The 16,883-nt window shown below is 62.1% G+C and carries 18 protein-coding genes; 9 read left to right on the forward strand and 9 right to left on the reverse strand.

From position 1 onward, the window contains the following. Nucleotides 1-7: 7 nt before the first annotated feature. Genes FDP25_RS13335 through FDP25_RS13345 form a run of 3 tightly spaced genes read left to right on the forward strand, consistent with a single transcriptional unit; the run spans nt 8 to nt 1,444 of the window. Complete coding sequence (locus tag FDP25_RS13335; RefSeq protein ID WP_154152598.1) at nt 8-745, forward strand: heme ABC transporter permease; 738 nt, start codon at nt 8-10, stop codon at nt 743-745. 5 nt (nt 746-750) lie between these two features. After that, entirely contained in the window at nt 751-909 is a 159-nt protein-coding gene (gene ccmD, locus FDP25_RS13340; RefSeq protein ID WP_154152601.1) for a heme exporter protein CcmD, read from the forward strand. Beyond that, on the forward strand, nt 902-1,444 hold the full coding sequence (locus FDP25_RS13345) for a DsbE family thiol:disulfide interchange protein (RefSeq protein WP_154152604.1): 543 nt from the start codon (nt 902-904) through the stop codon (nt 1,442-1,444). The genes ccmD and FDP25_RS13345 overlap by 8 nt, the downstream gene beginning before the upstream one ends. Before the next feature lie 23 nt (nt 1,445-1,467). Here the strand turns inward: FDP25_RS13345 and FDP25_RS17340 are convergent, their stop codons facing one another. From FDP25_RS17340 to acnA, 3 genes are all read right to left on the reverse strand, one after another. After that, nucleotides 1,468-1,602, reverse strand: coding sequence for a hypothetical protein (locus FDP25_RS17340; RefSeq protein WP_281350469.1), 135 nt, complete (start codon nt 1,600-1,602; stop codon nt 1,468-1,470). Nucleotides 1,603-1,715: 113 nt separating this feature from the next. Then, on the reverse strand, nt 1,716-3,134 hold the full coding sequence (locus FDP25_RS13350) for an FAD-binding oxidoreductase (RefSeq protein WP_154152607.1): 1,419 nt from the start codon (nt 3,132-3,134) through the stop codon (nt 1,716-1,718). A gap of 417 nt (nt 3,135-3,551) precedes the next feature. Beyond that, on the reverse strand, nt 3,552-6,305 hold the full coding sequence (gene acnA / locus FDP25_RS13355) for an aconitate hydratase AcnA (protein WP_154152610.1): 2,754 nt from the start codon (nt 6,303-6,305) through the stop codon (nt 3,552-3,554). Nucleotides 6,306-6,546: 241 nt separating this feature from the next. Between acnA and FDP25_RS13360 the strand changes: the two genes are divergently transcribed. Continuing rightward, on the forward strand, nt 6,547-7,245 hold the full coding sequence (locus tag FDP25_RS13360) for a DUF1223 domain-containing protein (protein WP_154152613.1): 699 nt from the start codon (nt 6,547-6,549) through the stop codon (nt 7,243-7,245). 213 nt (nt 7,246-7,458) lie between these two features. On the opposite strand, the gene FDP25_RS13365 is transcribed toward FDP25_RS13360, so the two are convergent. Together FDP25_RS13365 and FDP25_RS13370 are read right to left on the reverse strand one after the other, a co-directional pair. Then, complete coding sequence (locus FDP25_RS13365) at nt 7,459-7,863, reverse strand: hypothetical protein (protein WP_154152616.1); 405 nt, start codon at nt 7,861-7,863, stop codon at nt 7,459-7,461. Nucleotides 7,864-8,024: 161 nt separating this feature from the next. After that, nucleotides 8,025-9,227, reverse strand: coding sequence for a pyridoxal phosphate-dependent aminotransferase (locus FDP25_RS13370; RefSeq protein WP_154152620.1), 1,203 nt, complete (start codon nt 9,225-9,227; stop codon nt 8,025-8,027). 93 nt (nt 9,228-9,320) lie between these two features. On the opposite strand from FDP25_RS13370, the gene FDP25_RS13375 reads away from it, so the two are divergent. The 3 genes from FDP25_RS13375 (at nt 9,321) to FDP25_RS13385 (ending at nt 10,582) form a co-directional block, all read left to right on the forward strand. Next, nucleotides 9,321-9,725 (forward strand): helix-turn-helix domain-containing protein, encoded by a 405-nt coding sequence (locus FDP25_RS13375; RefSeq protein WP_154152623.1) that lies wholly within the window; start codon nt 9,321-9,323, stop codon nt 9,723-9,725. A gap of 34 nt (nt 9,726-9,759) precedes the next feature. Continuing rightward, entirely contained in the window at nt 9,760-9,990 is a 231-nt protein-coding gene (locus tag FDP25_RS13380; RefSeq protein WP_246175930.1) for a succinate dehydrogenase assembly factor 2, read from the forward strand. Between the two features lie 91 nt (nt 9,991-10,081). Continuing rightward, nucleotides 10,082-10,582, forward strand: coding sequence for a MarR family winged helix-turn-helix transcriptional regulator (locus tag FDP25_RS13385; RefSeq protein ID WP_246175844.1), 501 nt, complete (start codon nt 10,082-10,084; stop codon nt 10,580-10,582). Nucleotides 10,583-10,738: 156 nt separating this feature from the next. Here FDP25_RS13385 and FDP25_RS13390 read toward each other — a convergent pair whose 3' ends face one another. From FDP25_RS13390 to FDP25_RS13405, 4 genes are all read right to left on the reverse strand, one after another. After that, nucleotides 10,739-11,440 carry a DUF1194 domain-containing protein gene (locus FDP25_RS13390; RefSeq protein WP_154152633.1) on the reverse strand — a complete coding sequence of 234 codons (702 nt, stop codon included), beginning with the start codon at nt 11,438-11,440 and terminating at the stop codon, nt 10,739-10,741. Further along, a complete protein-coding gene (locus tag FDP25_RS13395) occupies nt 11,434-11,862 on the reverse strand; it encodes a VOC family protein (RefSeq protein WP_154152636.1) in 429 nt (142 codons plus the stop codon). The genes FDP25_RS13390 and FDP25_RS13395 overlap by 7 nt, the downstream gene beginning before the upstream one ends. A gap of 83 nt (nt 11,863-11,945) precedes the next feature. After that, on the reverse strand, nt 11,946-13,346 hold the full coding sequence (locus tag FDP25_RS13400; RefSeq protein ID WP_154152639.1) for a porin family protein: 1,401 nt from the start codon (nt 13,344-13,346) through the stop codon (nt 11,946-11,948). 56 nt (nt 13,347-13,402) lie between these two features. Continuing rightward, nucleotides 13,403-14,569, reverse strand: a complete 1,167-nt coding sequence (locus FDP25_RS13405; RefSeq protein WP_154152642.1) for a hypothetical protein — start codon at nt 14,567-14,569, stop codon at nt 13,403-13,405. A gap of 216 nt (nt 14,570-14,785) precedes the next feature. Here FDP25_RS13405 and thyX point away from each other — a divergent pair, with 216 nt between their 5' ends. After that, nucleotides 14,786-15,691: an FAD-dependent thymidylate synthase gene (gene thyX / locus FDP25_RS13410; protein ID WP_154152646.1), complete on the forward strand. Its 906-nt coding sequence runs from the start codon at nt 14,786-14,788 to the stop codon at nt 15,689-15,691. 901 nt (nt 15,692-16,592) lie between these two features. After that, entirely contained in the window at nt 16,593-16,865 is a 273-nt protein-coding gene (locus FDP25_RS13415) for a hypothetical protein (RefSeq protein ID WP_154152649.1), read from the forward strand. Nucleotides 16,866-16,883 lie beyond the last annotated feature (18 nt).

A 16,883-nucleotide genomic window follows, 5' to 3' on the forward strand; every position in this document is an offset into this window, starting at 1 on the left:
AATGCCGATGAACCTGAATTCACTCTGGGAATATGCCAACCCCAAGAAATTCATCCAGACCACCGAAAAGGTGCTGCCCACCATTTCGGTGCTGGCGGTGCTCTGCCTCGTGGTGGGGTTGATCTGGGGGTTCTTCTTCACGCCCGAGGATTACCGTCAGGGCTCTACCGTCAAGATCATCTACCTGCACGTTCCCTCCGCGCTGATGGCGATCAACGCGTGGATCATGATGCTGGTCACCTCGCTGGTCTGGATCGTGCGCCGCCACCACGTCAGCGCACTGGCCGCCCGCGCCGCGGCCCCCGTGGGCGCGGTGATGACGGTGATCGCGCTGGCCACCGGCGCCATCTGGGGGCAGCCGATGTGGGGCACGTGGTGGGCCTGGGACCCACGCCTGACCTCTTTCCTGATCCTGTTCCTGTTCTATCTCGGCTATATCGCCCTGTGGGAAGCCATCGAGAATGACGATACCGCCGCCGATCTCACCTCGATCCTCTGCCTCGTGGGCTCGGTCTTTGCGCTGCTGTCGCGCTATGCCGTCAACTTCTGGAATCAGGGGTTGCATCAGGGCGCTTCGCTCAGCCTCGACAAGGAAGAGAACGTCGCCGACGTCTTCTATTACCCGCTGCTTGTCTCCATCGCGGGCTTCGTTCTGCTTTTCCTTGCGTTGGTTCTGCTGCGCACCCGTACCGAAATCCGCGCGCGCCGGATGCGCGCGCTTCTGGCCCGTGAACGGATGGGATAAGTGAAATGATGCCTGATCTTGGAAAATACGCCGAGGCGGTCCTGTCGTCTTATGCCGTTTCTCTCGCTTTGTTGATCGTGTTGGTCTGGCTCAGCCTGCGGCGCTCTGCCAAGGTGCGCAAACAGCTTGAGGACGTTGAACAGAAGGCCCGCAAACATGGCTAAACTCTCCCCCTTGATGATCGCGCCCCCGGCCATTTTCGCCGGTCTGGCCGCGCTTTTCTTCGTCGGGATGCTGCGTGAAAACCCCGATGAACTGCCCTCGACCATGACGGGCAAACCCGCGCCTGCGGTGCAGGTCACGCCACTGGGCGACAAGCCTGTCTTCACCGATGCGGATATCCGCTCGGGCGGGGTGAAACTCCTGAATTACTGGGCAAGCTGGTGTGCCCCCTGCCGGGTGGAACACCCCAAGCTGGAAGAGCTTGCCGATCAGGGCATCACCATCTACGGCGTGAACTACAAGGACAAGCCGGGCAACGCCTTGGGATTCCTGCAAGAACTGGGTGATCCCTATACCGCCATCGGCGCCGATGAAAACGGCCGCATGGCGCTGAACTGGGGGGTCTACGGCGTTCCCGAGACCTATGTGATCGACGGGCAGGGCAACATCGTGCTGCGTTTCGCCGGGCCGATCACCGATCGCGTTCTGGAAAACCAGATCATGCCAGCGATCGAAAAGGCCAAGGCCGGGGAATAACCTGAAGCGTTTCGCGAAACGCTTCAGTCATCACAATACTGACCCGACTGAGATGAGGGCAGGGGGCAGGCTTGGTCTTGGCCGCTGTCCCCCATGGCGCCCACGACCGCCAGTAAACTCAGGATCGCCGCTTGGAAGATGATCAATGCCGCGCGCATGTGCCTGCCTCTCGTTGTCTTGTTATAAGACCTATCTGGGCAGGACAGCCGCGGATTTTTAGGGGGAAGGTCCCGCGCGCGACATCACGGATGCGCGATGGGCGGAAATCGGATCATCTGCCACGCAAAACCGCGCCGGGGTTCATGATGCCCACGGGATCAAGGGCCGCCTTGATCGCCCGCATCGCCGACAGATGCGCCGGATCACCATAGCGTTCGAGGTCCTCCACCTTCAGCCGCCCGATACCATGCTCGGCACTGACCGAGCCTTCCATCTCATGCACCAAGTCATGCACCACGCGTTTGACCTCATCGCGCAAATCGAGGTGGTCCGCGCGGCTTTCCCCCGGGGCGGGGAAGACGTTGTAATGCAGGTTGCCATCCCCCAGATGCCCGAAACAGTTGATCCTGAACTCCCCCAACCGCGCGATATGGTCGGGGGCCGTCGCGATGAACTCGGGGATCGCGCTCATCGGCAAGGAAATGTCATGCGAACTGATCGACCCGATCAGGCGGTTGGCCTCGGGGATCTGCTCGCGCACCTCCCAGAACTCGTGCCGCTGCGTCTCGTTCTGGGCGATCATGCCGTCGCTCACAAGCCCGGCCTCAAGCGCCTCGCCGAACAGGGTTTCCAAGGCCTCCGCCGGGTCCAGCCCCCGCGCCAGCCCCACGTCGATCAAGACGAACCATTCCGGCATCTCGGCAAAGGGTTGCCGGATGTCGGGCAGGGTCTCTGCCAGAAAGTCCAGCCCCGCCTTGTGGATCAGTTCAAAGGCACTCACGCCATCTCCCATATGATCGCGCGCCATGGACAAAAGCGACAGCGCCGCTTGCGGGTTGTCCACCACCATCAAAGCCGTGCCTTCCCCCGCCGGTCGCGGGGCCAGCCGCAGGCTGGCTGCGGTGATCACGCCAAGCGTGCCTTCGGCGCCGATCAAAAGGTCCTTGAGGTCATAACCCGCGTTATCCTTCCGCAGGCGTTTCAGCCCATGGTAAATCTGCCCATCAGGCAGGACAGCCTCGATGCCAAGGCACAATTCCCGCGCATTGCCATATCGCAGCACGTTGACCCCGCCCGCATTGGTCGAAAGCAGCCCGCCGATCCGCGCGCTGCCCTTGGCGGCAATCGACAGGGGGTAGAGCCTGTCGGCCTCCAGCGCCGCGTCATGCACATCCGACAGGATCGCCCCGGCCTCGACCACCATGGCGTTCTCCTCCGGATATATCCCGCGAATGGCGCGCATCCGTTCAAGGCTCAGAAGAACGGGGGCTGGCCCATCGGAAACGATCTGCCCGCCCACAAGTCCGGTGCCGCCGCCATAGGGGATGACCGGAACGCTGGCCTCATGCGCCAGGCCGATGACCTTGGCCACATCCTCCACGTTGTCCGGCGCCACGACCACGCCCGCTTGCCCCGCCCACCGGCCTCGCGGTTCTTCAAGGTAATTGGGGGTGATCTCACGCAATGCGCCCTCGGGTAGCGTGGCGTGCAAGGTATCGACAAAGGCGGGGGTGACAGGCTTCAGGCTCATACCAGATACCTATCACGTCAGGCGCGATGGTCTAGCGCCAAGCCCGTTCGAAAGGCCTTGGCCCGCAAAAGAAAATGCAGCCCCGAAAGGCCGCCCCTTGCCGGATGCGTTGATGGTCGTGACCATCAAAAGGGCGATCCGCTGCGCCGAACCCGTGTTGGATATTCGGTCGCGAAGGTCCAGCGCGGAATCAAGGCCGCAGGCCGCCGCGCGTCGCCGCACCGCGGCCCGTCGAGGCGCGGCTATTTCAATGTCCGCTCCGCACCCGCAAAGCCGATACTCTGAACGATGGACCCGGCGCCTCGTTCTCTGCAATGGCATTGGTCAATTTAGAACCAAGGCGCGGCAACGGCCCGTCGAACCAACAAAAAAGGGCGGCCCCGAAAGGCCGCCCCTCTATCTTGTCTGATCCGAAAATCAGGCCGCCGATTTGGCAAGGTTACGCAGCACGTAGTGCAGTACGCCACCGTTCTCGACGTATTCCTTCTCCACCGCCGTATCGATGCGCGACTTCAGGGTGATCTCCTTGGTCGTGCCATCGGCATAGGTGATGGTGCAAGGGATCTCGGCCTGCGGTTTCATATCGCCTTCCAGCCCGGTGATATCGAAGCTCTCTTCGCCGGTCAGGTTCAGGGTCGTGCGCGTGTCACCCCCGGTGAACTCGAAGGGAATCACGCCCATGCCAACCAGGTTCGAGCGGTGAATACGCTCAAAGCTTTCGGCGATCACGGCCTTGACGCCCAGAAGGTTGGTGCCCTTCGCGGCCCAGTCCCGGCTGGAGCCCGCGCCGTATTGCTCACCCCCCACCACGATCAGCGGCGTGCCCTGCTCCTGGTAGGCCATGGCGGCCTCGAAAATCGAGGTTTGCTCGCCATCCGGGCCCTTGGTGTAGCCGCCTTCGACACCGTCCAGCATCTCGTTGCGGATGCGGATGTTGGCGAAGGTGCCGCGCATCATCACCTCGTGGTTACCCCGGCGTGAGCCATAAGAGTTGAACTCGCGCACCGGCACCTGGCGTTCGGTCAGGTATTCCCCGGCCGGGGTCGAGGGCTTGAAGCTGCCTGCCGGGCTGATGTGGTCGGTGGTGACCATGTCACCCAGAAGCGCCAGCATCTTGGCGCCCTTGATGTCGGAAATCGTGCCCGGCTCCTTCGCCATCCCTTGGAAATAAGGCGGGTTCTGCACATAGGTCGACTGCGGCGGCCAGTCATAGGTTTCCCCTTCCGAGGTCTCCACTTCCTGCCACTTCTCGTCGCCCTTGAAGACATCGGCGTATTTCGACTGGAACGCTTCGCGCGTCACGGTCTTTTCGACCAGATCGGCGATTTCCTTCTGGGTCGGCCAGATGTCCTTGAGGTAGACGGGGTTGCCGTCCTTGTCCTCGCCCAGCGGCTCGGAACTCAGGTCGATGTTCATGTCACCGGCCAGCGCATAGGCCACGACCAGCGGCGGGGAGGCGAGGTAGTTGGCGCGCACATCGGGGCTGATCCGGCCTTCGAAGTTCCGGTTGCCCGACAACACGCTGGTCGCCACCAAGTCGCCCTCGGCAATCGCTTCCGACAGCTCTTGCTGGATGGGGCCCGAGTTACCGATACAGGTGGTGCAGCCATAGCCGACAAGGTTGAACCCGATGGCGTCAAGGTGATCTTGCAGGCCCGCGGCCTCAAGATACTCGCTCACCACCTGAGAGCCGGGCGCCAGCGAGGTCTTGACCCATGGCTTGCGGTTGAGGCCCAGCTCATGCGCCTTCTTGGCGACAAGGCCCGCGCCGATCATGACGTAAGGGTTCGAGGTGTTGGTGCACGACGTGATCGAGGCAATCACGACCGATCCGTCGCGCAGCTCGTAATCCTCGCCCTTCACCTTTACCGATTTGCGCGGATCGATCAGGGCGTCGGGGGCAGGGCCCTCGGCGGCCATATTGGTCGCGGCACTGGTTTCATCCTCGCCACGGTAGTCCGAGACGACGTCAAAGAACTTGGCCGCGGCCTGATCCAGTGCCACGTAATCCTGCGGACGTTTCGGGCCCGAGATGGCGGGCACGATAGTGCCCATGTCGAGGCTCAGGGTGTCGGTATAGACCGGCGCATAGCTGGCGTCGCGCCAGAACCCGTTTTCCTTCGCATAGGCTTCGACCAGCGCCACGCGATCCTCGTCGCGGCCCGTGTTGCGCAGGTAGCGCAGGGTTTCGTCATCGATCGGGAAGAAGCCACAGGTCGCGCCGTACTCGGGCGCCATGTTGGCAATCGTTGCCCGGTCGGCCAGCGGCAGCTTGTCCAGACCGTCGCCGTAGAATTCCACGAACTTGCCGACAACGCCCTTCTCGCGCAGCATCTCGACGACCTTCAGAACAAGGTCGGTGCCGGTGGTGCCTTCGACCATCTCGCCGGTCAGTTCGAAACCCACGACCTCGGGAATCAGCATCGAAATCGGCTGGCCCAGCATCGCGGCCTCGGCCTCGATGCCGCCCACACCCCAGCCCAGAACGGCCAGGCCATTGATCATGGTGGTGTGGCTGTCGGTGCCGACAAGCGTGTCGGGATAAGCCACTTCGACACCGTCTTGGTCCACATCGCTCCACACGGCCTTGGCCAGGTATTCAAGGTTCACCTGGTGGCAGATGCCGGTGCCCGGCGGCACCACGCGGAAGTTGTTGAAGGCGCCCTGACCCCACTTGAGGAATTGATACCGCTCCATGTTGCGCTCGTATTCGCGGTCCACGTTCATCTGGAAGGCGCGCGGGTTGCCGAACTCGTCGATCATCACCGAGTGGTCGATGACCAAGTCCACGGGGTTGAGCGGGTTGATCTGCTCGGCCTTGCCGCCCAGTGCCACGATCCCGTCACGCATCGCCGCCAAATCCACCACGGCGGGAACGCCGGTGAAATCCTGCATCAACACGCGGGCCGGACGATAGGCGATCTCGCGGGGGTTCTTGCCGCCCTTGGTGGCCCATTCGGAAAACGCCTTGATGTCGTCGACCGACACCGTCTTGCCATCCTCGAACCGCAGCATGTTTTCCAGCACCACGCGCAGCGCGGCCGGCAGTTTCGAGAAATCGCCAAGGCCGGCGTCCTCGGCGGCTTTGATGGAATAATAGGCAAATGTCTTGCCGTTGACGCTCAATTCCTTGCGCGTCTTTGTGGTGTCATGTCCGACGGTGATAGGCATTGTTGGCCTTCCTTTCACGTTCAAGGCAGGAATAGGAATTCGCTGGCCTGCTTCTGACCGATTTGAAAAGACCGATCAAGAGGAGTCAGGCGAAATTGTATACTATTGCACACAAATTGCCGCAGAATCATCGTGAAATCAAGTCTCACCGGCTACTGACGAAACCTTGATTGGCTGTTTCAGCCATGTGTACATAAAACATATGAGGTAGTCAGAACCGTCACGAACACAGGACCCCACCATGCCATATCTGCGCCGCTGGATTGTCGCCATGCTGATGCTGGCCAGCCCCGCTATGGCCGAAGGGCCCGGGCCCGTGGTGGTCGAGCTGTTCACCTCGCAGGGCTGCTCCTCCTGTCCGCCCGCGGATGCCTACCTGCATGAACTGGCGGCGCAAGATGGCGTCGTGGCACTGGCCCTGCACGTGGATTACTGGGATTACATCGGCTGGAAAGACAGCTTCGCCAGCCCCGCCCATACCGCCCGGCAAAAATACTATGCCAAGGCCCAGGGGCATCGCATGGTCTATACGCCGCAGATGATGGTCGATGGTACCTACGGTGTCGCGGGGACCAAACCCGAAGCCGTGGCCGCCGCCATCGCGAAACATCGCGCAACACCCAACCCCGTGAAACTCGACCTGCGCCGCGAGGGCGACACACTGCACATTCTGGCCACGCCCCGTGACCCGTCACCGGGGCGCATGGATGTGACGTTGTTCCGCTATGAACCCAAGGCCAGCGTGGCGATCAAATCCGGCGAAAACGCGGGCCGCACCCTCAGCTACGCCAATATCGTCACCAAGATGGAACCCTTGGGCACATGGAGCGGGGCCAAACCCCTGCGCCTGACATATCCGATCAAGGGCGACCGCCCCGTCGTTGTCCTGATCCAGAAAGCGGGCCACGGCCCGGTGACAGGCGCGGCCAAGCTGGAGTGAGGGCCGGGACCAAAGGCTGGCGGGACGATCCTGTGGGCAAAGCCGATGACGGCTTGGCGCGGGCGGGGCCGACATTGCAATAGCCGCGGCTCAGCGATGCGCGGCGGTCTTCGGCCTTGATTCCGCGCTGGACCTTCAAGATCGAAAGTCCCAACAGGCCTCAAAATCGTCATGTGAAGCACTTCGGCTAAGCGTCAGCCACGCATCCGAAACTCATTCACCCTTCATCAAGCGATCCGCCTTTTTGCGCACCAGAACCGTGCGCAGATCGTGCATCGCCAGCAACAGGGCGTCGGTGATCTCTTCCAATTGCTCGTCCGTGGCGCGCGACTGCGCCCAATGGGTCGTGGTGTTCAGGTAATCCACCGCCCGTAAAATATCGTCGATGTCACGATGGGCGAGGATTTCGGCGCGCTCGGCCATCCATTCCTCGATGGCGGCAATATCGGCTTCGCTCAACTCGCGGTCGCCATGCGGTTTGATCTCGGCTTTGCGGATATTGACCACGGCGATCTGGTCCATGTCGATCCGCCGCTGCCGGTTCTCGGTATCGACACGGAACACGAAGGCGCCGTTCTCGCGGACCCTGAAGTAATATTCCGGCAGGTCTCCGGCCATGGTGCCCCCTGTCTAACGACACGCTTTGTGGCGTGCATCATGCTGTCTTTAGGCCGTTACAATCCACAAATCGGCGGTCTGATCAATATTGCCCGTGCCACGGGGGGCGCTTTTCGCCCCGCCTGCGGCATTCGGATCAATGTAATCCGGCGCGCGCGGCCTTACCGAAGCCCCCCGCAAAACCGCTCGATCCGGGTGCAGGCCTCCTCCAGCATCTCGTCCGAGGTGGCGTAACTCACCCGGAACGCGGGCGACAACCCAAAGGCCGCACCAAAGACCACGGCCACGCCTTCCTCCTCCAGAAGGGCGGTGGCGAACTCCTCGTCAGTCTTGATCGTTGCGCCCCCCGCACTGGTCTTGCCCATCAGCCCCGCAATCGACGGATAGACATAAAACGCCCCCTCCGGCACCGGGCAGGTGATCCCCTCGATGGCATTCAGCCGCGCCAACACCAGATCGCGACGGCGTTTGAAGACCGCGTTGTTTTCGGCAATGAAATCATGCGGCCCGGTCAGCGCCTCCAGCGCCGCCCATTGGCTGATCGTGCAGGGGTTCGAGGTGCTCTGGCTCTGGATCTTGCGCATCCCCCCGATCAACACCTCCGGCCCGGCGGCATATCCGATCCGCCAGCCGGTCATCGCATAGGCCTTGCTGACCCCGTTGCAGGTCAGGGTGCGATCATAAAGCCCGGGCTCCACCTGCGCGGGCGTGCAGAAGTCGAACCCGTCATAGGCCAGATGCTCATACATATCGTCGCTCATCACCCAGACATGGGGATGACGCATCAAAACATCCGTCAGCGCCTTCAACTCATCCCACGCATACCCCGCCCCGGTGGGATTGCTGGGCGAATTGAAGATGAACCACCGGGTCTTCTCGGTGATCGCGGCCTCCAAGGCTTCGGGCGTCAGCTTGAAATTGGTCTCGACCCCGGCCTCGGCAATCACCGGCGTGCCACCCGCCAGCAACACCATATCGGGGTAACTGACCCAATAGGGGGCGGGAATCACCACCTCGTCCCCGGGGTTCAGCGTCGCCATCAGCGCGTTGTAGAGGATCTGCTTGCCGCCCGTTCCAACACTCACCTGCGCCGGGGAATAATCCAGCCCGTTGTCGCGCTTGAACTTGGCACAGACCGCCTCTTTCAACTCGGGGATGCCATCGGGCGCGGTATAGCGTGTCTTGCCCTCTTCGATGGCCCGGATGCCCGCCGCGCGGATATGCTCGGGCGTGTCGAAATCCGGCTCCCCCGCGCTCAGGCCGATCACGTCCTTGCCCGCCCGGCGCAATTCCGCCGCCTTGGCGGTCATAGCGATCGTCGGAGACGGTTTGACGCGCGATAGTGTCGCGGAAAGAGGGTTCATGACAAGCTCCGGTTTGTATCACTTCTTCGAATGTCTTAGAGTCCGCGACAAGACGTATCAAGCACCCTGCACGATCACGCGAAAGGAAACCCGATGAACGAGCAAACCAACGATGGCTGGTTCGACCCCGAGGCCACCACCTTCGGCGACCGCGTCGCCGGGGCCCGCGAACAGGCGGGCATGTCGCAGGCGGAACTGGCCAAACGCCTTGGCGTGAAACTCAAAACCCTCAAAGGCTGGGAAAACGACCTGAGCGAACCGCGCGCCAACAAACTGTCGATGATGGCCGGGTTGCTCAATGTTTCGCTCCTGTGGCTGCTCTCGGGCGAGGGCGAAGGCCCCGACGCGCCCGGCGAGGAAGGCGAACTGTCGCGCGACGTTACCGAGATGCTGACCGAGATTCGCGACATCCGCACCCATATGGCGCAATATGTCGACCGCCTGGGCCGTCTGGAAAAAACCCTGCGCTCCAAACTCAAGGACGAGGCGGGTGCCTGACGAAACCCCCGACATCCGGCTCAAACGGCTCTACATGCGCTCCATTCGGCGTGGCATCAAGGAAATGGACATCATCCTTGGCCGCTACGCCGAAACGCGCCTGCCCGAATTGGACAAGGCCAGCCTCGACACATACGATGCGCTGCTGTCGGAAAACGATCAGGACCTCTACCAATGGGTGACGGGGCAGGCCTCCGCACCCGACGCGCTGGCCCAGATGATCGCCGACATCGCCCGGCTGTCCAACGCAAGCGGCGCCAAATAATTCGGATTTTACACGCTCCCCGCAGGGTTTAACCGATTATTCGGCAATTTATCCCAATGTCCTCCCCGAGCAGTATCGCATGGAGACGGACATGAGTTTGCACACCCCCTTCGAGGCCCCCGCGAACAAGCAGGGTTTCATGACAGGCTATCTTGACGCCCTGGCGCTGGTCGAACGGCTGCACCGGCTCTTGCTGGATGTCATCAAGGATGAATTCGAACGCGTCGGCGTGCTTGAAATCAACGCCGTACAGGCGCTTTTGCTGTTCAACATCGGCGATAACGAGGTGACCGCGGGGGAGTTAAAAACCCGCGGTTACTACCAGGGCAGCAACGTCAGCTACAACCTCAAGAAACTGGTCGAGATGGGCTATATGCACCACCAACGCTGCGAGGTGGACCGCCGCTCCGTTCGGGTGCGCCTGACGGATAAGGGCCGGGGCATCCGTGATGTGGTGGCAGACCTGTTCGAACGCCACGCCGACGGAATGCAGGCCAAGGGTGTTCTGGGCCTCGACGGGATCGATCAGATCACCGGCGCCCTGCGCCGCGTCGAACGCTATTGGACGGACCAAATCCGTTATATCTACTAATCGGGGGCCAAGTGCTCTTGGCAAGCAATGGACGCCTCCGGCGGGGGTATTTACGCCAAGAAAAAGCACCATCGCCCGGTTTTTTCTTGGGTCAAATACCCCGGGGGAGGCGCCCGAAGGGCGGCGGGGGCAGCGCCCCCAAAACCCACGTGCAGCTTATCCGCGCGGCGACCGGGGGATCGCGCCGCCCAGCATGATATCGTTGATCTCGCGATACAGCTTCCGGGTCATGGCATTGCGAAAATCCCCGAACCCGTTGGCGGTCTCGACAAAGGCATTGCGCCCCCGGATCACCTCGTTTCGATAAAAGCCAAGCACCTCGTCGTCATGGCCAAGGATGACAAGGCCGTTCACCGTCACATCCGCCAAGGGAAAATGCCGATAGGCGATGCGTGGCCCGAAGCCCTCGTTGTTCACCCCGTCGCCCGAAACGTCGATCACCCGCCTCTCGCAGGTCGGCGCGCGTGACAGCATCTGCGCGGCATAGCCGATGCCATAACCCATGGCCGTGGGAAATTCGCTCTCGCTGCGCGTTGCCCCGGCCAGTGCATCGACCGCCCGGTCAATATCCGCCTCCGCCTGCAACAGTACCCAGTCCAGCAGCACGGTCTGCTTGTATCGTCCGCTCCACTCATAAACCGACAGCGCAACCGCGCCCGTACCCCCGCGCAGGACAGCATGGCGTACCTCCGGGGCATTCAGTGCCGCGGCCAACCCGATGCGCTGCAAGTCATACTCCACCTCGTCCACCGATGAGGAGACATCCAAAGCCAAGACCAGCGCCAGCCGACAGCCCTCGGCCCCGGCGGGCAGTGCCGCCAGGGCCCAAAGCCAGATCGCGGCGACAAGCCTTACCAATGGCCCGTGTTTTCCATGCTGGCCCAAGGCTCGGCCGGCTCCAGCGCCTCGCCCTCCTGCAACAATTCCACCGAGATATTGTCGGGGCTGCGTACAAAGGCCATGCGCCCGTCGCGCGGCGGGCGGTTGATGGTCACGCCGTTGTCCTGCAAATGCTGACACATCTTGTAGATATTCCCCACCGAATAGGCCAGGTGCCCGAAATGGCGGCTGTCATCGGGCAGGGCGTCATCGCCATCCCAGTTATAGGTCAATTCAACCGGGCACTCTTCCTGTCCCTCCGGCGCCATGAAGACCAGCGTAAAGCGCCCGGCCTCCACATCCATGCGCCGCACCTCTTTCAGGCCCAGCAACTCGTAGAATTCCTTGGATTTATCCAGGTCCTTCACCCTCACCATGGTGTGCAGGTATCTCACGCGCATTCTCGGTTCTCCTTTGCGTTTGCACTTCCACGAAAGGATAGCGGCTCAATTGCGCCTGTCGAGGGAGGCGCGGCGCAGAGACTTCAAAAGGTCGAGCGAAAGCCAATCGACAGGCCGAATTCCCGGCTGTCGAATAGCGATACATTCGACTGGGTGCGCGCGTAATTCAGGCCAAGCGTGGGCGCAAAACTCATGTATTCCAGCTTGGAAAAGGTGAACTCGGCCCCGGCCACGAGTTTGCGGTCGCTGCGCGCCGAGGGACCATAGCGGGCCCGGTCATACTCCCGCCCGACAAGGGCCAGCGAAAACCGGCCCCGCGTCCCCAGAACCTCTGCCTCCGGGGCGTAATTCACCGAGGCCACAAGCGCGTCATGGGCAATCGCCGAGGAGTCCGAGGTCGTCTCCGCCACCGACAGCCCCAGCGTCAGCTTTCCCTTGCCTGCCACCGGCGTTCGCCAATACCCCGAGAACCGCAGGGTTTCGGAGGATCGCGCGCGGATGTCATGGCGCGTCTGGTCCTCGTACGACAGGCCCAGCCCCGTCAATCGCCCGCCGCCCAGGGCCCAATCGCGCCCAAGGTCAAGCCGTGCATATTGCGCAAGCGGGTCATGCCCATACCAGTTGTGCCCGAGTGTCAGGTCAATCGTGCTCTGCGCGCGCCCCGAGGCGTCGGGCAGGGTCGCCCCGCCAAAGACCTCCAGTTCGGTGAAGGCATAATCGCTGGCCTTCGCGGTCGGAACGGCGCTCTTGGCCTCGTCCGACAAGGAATACCGCCGGTCATCCACCGATACCCCAAGATGCAGCTTTGGCGCGGCTTTCGCGGCCGTCGGCGTGATGTCCCGCCGCAATGTCAGGGAACTGCTGTACTCCACCCCGGAGAGTGGCACCGCCGAGGGATCAACAAAGGTGACCCCGCCAATGGTAAAGGTGTTCGAGGTCGGCCCGCCGTTGATATTCGACGAGGGCTTGACCGAAAAGGCAAGTCGCGTCGTCATCGGGTTGGCCGCCCGCACCCGCGCGAACTGTGCCTTGGCCGCACGATCCAGCACGGGCCGGTCCGAGGCCTGCCGGGCCCGCCGCAACCACCATTGCGCGGCGCCATAGCGGCCTTGCCCGCTCAGGGCCTGCGACAGGGTGTAAGCGGCGGCGAATTTCTCGTCCCCCGTGTCTGCCACCCGCCAGGCCCGGCGTGCCGCGATCTCGCTTTTGTCCGGACGGCCCAGTTTCGCCTCGGCCCGCGACAGGATCATCAGGGCGGAATAATCCCGGGCATCGGCCTCCAGCAGGCCAAGGGCCAGGGCATGGGCCGCCATGGGCCGGTCCTGCCGCAAGAACACCGTTGCCAGATCGCGCGCGTCGGGGCGCGTGAGGCGGCTTTCTTCGGCCGTGACTGGGACGGGGGCCACCACCGCCAGCAGGCCAAGGATCAGCAGGCAACAGCGGGCCAACCACGCGCCCATGACGCGGCGCTCGGGCGTCCCCAAGCAAGCTGGCCCAGACCCTATCGGCATTGCCATGCCCCCGCGCGCCCCAGCCCCGCTTACGGTGTCGCCACGACATCGGTGGCAATCACGCCGATCTCCCGCGCCTGCCCGTCGCCGGTGATGAAGGTCGACTTGGTCTCGCTGCTTTCGATCACGGCGGTAGCCGGCAGGTCACTGGTATCGGCCCCCAAAACGCCAAGCTGTATCCCCTGATCGACCTGCTCCTGGATGGCGTCGCGGTTCTGCGCATTCAATCCCGAGATCGTCCCGCTCGTGGTGCGCTCTTCGATGACGGTCAGGCCAGTGTTGCCAATTTCCACTTCGACTTGCTCGGTATTGGTCCAGGTGAGCTCCTCATAGAACACCTCCTGAATTTCACCGGGCCCCTCGATCACCACGCTGGCCGCGATTTCGTTGCCATTCGGACCACCGATGAAGCCCTGATAATCCCCGGTATCGAAATCGCTGCCGTCGCGGGGGTTGCGTGTCACGGCGGTGCCCCCGGTAAAGGTGCCGGTCTGGTTGTCGAAAGACACCCGTTTGAGGACAATCGGCGGCAGATCGGCCCGCGCCGCCCCGCCGGTGGTCGTGCGGGTCCGGCCGGTGACCTCGCCGATGATCGAGCCCTGGATATTCCCGTTGGGATCAAGATCCAGCACGTCCAGCAGCAACCGCGCATCGCCCTGGACAAGCTCGATCCCCGTCCGGTCATTCTTGTTGCGCAACCCGGCATAAGTGCCAAGATAAACGTATTCCCCGACACCCGAGGGCAACTCGTAACTGTCGCGCTTCACGTTCGCGCCACCATAGCCGAAATCCCCCCAATCCCCGAGGGCCGCCGCGGCGCGCACGTCGTCACCGGGGATAAAGACGGCATAGTGGTCGATCTGCCCGGTCGTCGCGGTGCGGCGGCTTTGGAAAATGCGCGTGTTGCCATTCTGCTGCAACAGGTCATACCGGCCCTCGGGCCCGTCAAACGGCAGGTTGTTCACCACCAGTTCGTCGTTCGCCGCGTCGTATTCGACATCATTGAGCGTCAGCCCCTCGTCCGGGGCAAAGGCGAACAGGGAATTCACCGTGGTCGGGTCCGCTGTCTCGACCGTCTCCGTGTCCCCACCGCTTTCAACGGTCACGTCTTCATCGGGATCGAAAGGGTTGCTGCCACCACCGCAGGCCGCAAGAAAGAAAACTTGCAAAAAAACACTACCCAACAACCGTGTCATGATACACCCACCTCAAATAGCACTTGTGATAATCACTCGCCTAAATCGGGAAAATTCTTCGTTTTCGTAGAAAAGTCAATCGAATATCACTCGAAAGTTGCAGGGAATGCCCCGGCTGTGGCATGAGGGTCAGCACCCCGCATATTGTCGTTTTGTCCCGCCATTCCGCGATATATAGTTTGACGCGACTCGCCCCGCTTGACGAAAGGAAGCCCCATGCCCCTCAGCCCCGAACAACAGGCCGAAATCGACGCACAGCGCGGCGCGCCGCAATCCACCCTGCGCACCACCGCGCCGGGCATGGAAAAACACCTCTATACCGCCTACCCGGTGCTCGATCACGGGTTTGTCCGGGTGATCGACTACATGGGCGACGATGCCGCCATCTGTCAGGCCGCCCGCGTGTCTTACGGCAAGGGCACCAAATCGGTCAGCAACGACGCGGGGCTGATCCGTTACCTGATGCGCCACTGGCACTCCACGCCGTTTGAAATGTGCGAGATCAAGCTGCACGTCAAACTGCCCGTCTTCGTGGCGCGCCAATGGATCCGCCACCGCACCGCCAACGTCAACGAATACTCCGCCCGCTATTCGATCCTCGATCGGGAATTCTACATTCCCGCCCCCGATCACCTCGCCGCGCAATCCACCACCAACAACCAGGGCCGGGGTGAGGCCTTGCAGGGCGAGGAGGCACAGCGCGTCCTGCGTCTCCTGCAAGAGGATTCCATGCGCGCCTATGACCACTACGAGGAGATGATCAGCCAAGAGGGCCAACAGGGCCTCGCGCGTGAGCTGGCGCGCATGAACCTGCCCGCCAATGTCTATACCCAATGGTATTGGAAGGTCGATCTGCACAACCTGCTGCACTTCCTGCGTCTGCGCGCCGACCACCACGCCCAATACGAAATCCGCGTCTATGCCGAGGAACTCTGCAAGATCGTCGCCGATTGGGTCCCCGCCGCTTATGGCGCCTTCGAGGATTACCGCATGGGCGGCGCGACCCTCTCGGCCAAGGGCCTCGACTGCATCCGCCGGATGCTGAAAGGCGAGGAGGTGACCCAGGAAACCTCGGGCATGAGCAAAGGCGAATGGCGCGAGTTTCAGGAGTTGTTGGGGTAACTCAGCTTGCCCAACAAACCGACGCTGGGGGGCTTGCACGCCACTATCAACCCACACCGCCCGGCTCTGCCGGGCCACGCCCGACCCTCCCCCCGGGAGGGCGTTTTGCAACGGTTGTAACAGGGAATGTCCGTCTGCCCTAATTAGACCGACACGCATCCAACCCCCGTCCCAATGCCCTCCCAGGCTCGGGCGTGGCCCTCTGTTGCAATACAGCTTCTAACTTTACCGGAGCCGCGCCAATGCCGACGCGCGCGGGGGAGTTTGAATCCGTATGAGCGGCAGCACTTTATCCTAGCCACATCCGAAAAACCTCAATCGGCGCTCTGCAATGGCCAAAAAGCCGCCGCGTCACGCCGGAGGCGTGCCATCATCATGTCGGCGCCCCTTTGGGCCGACGGGGCGCGTCGGTTTTGGCGCGGCGGGCCTGCGACCCTCGATTCCGCGCCGGTGCTTCGCTCCATGGGCAGGGCAAAACCTATGACATCTCGAAACCACATGCCGCCACTCTCCCCGCAATGCGTTAACACCGCCTGACACCACCGTGCGCCGGTCTCGGGGCAGGGCGAATTGGGGGGGAAGGGGCAATCTGTACAGTTTGTACATGCTGCCCCTCAGGTCCCCCGATTTCTGTACAAAATGCGCGTACAAAACGTACGACTCGTACGAAACAGTTTCGGCACCCCCGGATTTTCGTACGAAACTCGGGGGGTAAGCGTACGACTCGTACGAAAATTTGGACGGCGCTACTGTCCGGCTGGCGTGGTCAATAAGACTCACTCGTTCAGATTGTTTCTAAGGTGTCCCCATCCCGGGTCCAAAAGGTTTGACAGGGGCGGGGGATCGGCTACGATTGCTCGCAGTAATTGGATTATTTTCCTGCGTTTTCAAGAGGTTCCACATGCGCTTCACCCTCTCCGCCGCTCTTCTCGCCGCCGTCATCGCGGCCCCGGCTGCCGCCGAAGGCCCGAAAATCTATGCCTTCCAATCCGGTGCCAACTATTGTCCGAACGGCTTGCAGCCGATCACCATGAACGGTGTCATCTGCTGTGGTGAGCCCAATCAAACCCAATCATATCAACAGGTTATGCGCCATCCGGTCGCCAAGCCGCGCCATGTCAGGCGCGCCCGCATGGTCGATACCTGCGCCGAGGGCGTCAAGGGCTGCTACTAAGCCCTTGGGCCGAAATTT

Origin of the sequence: Roseovarius bejariae, from assembly GCF_009669325.1 — a bacterium.
GTDB classification, from domain to species: Bacteria; Pseudomonadota; Alphaproteobacteria; order Rhodobacterales; family Rhodobacteraceae; genus Roseovarius; species Roseovarius bejariae.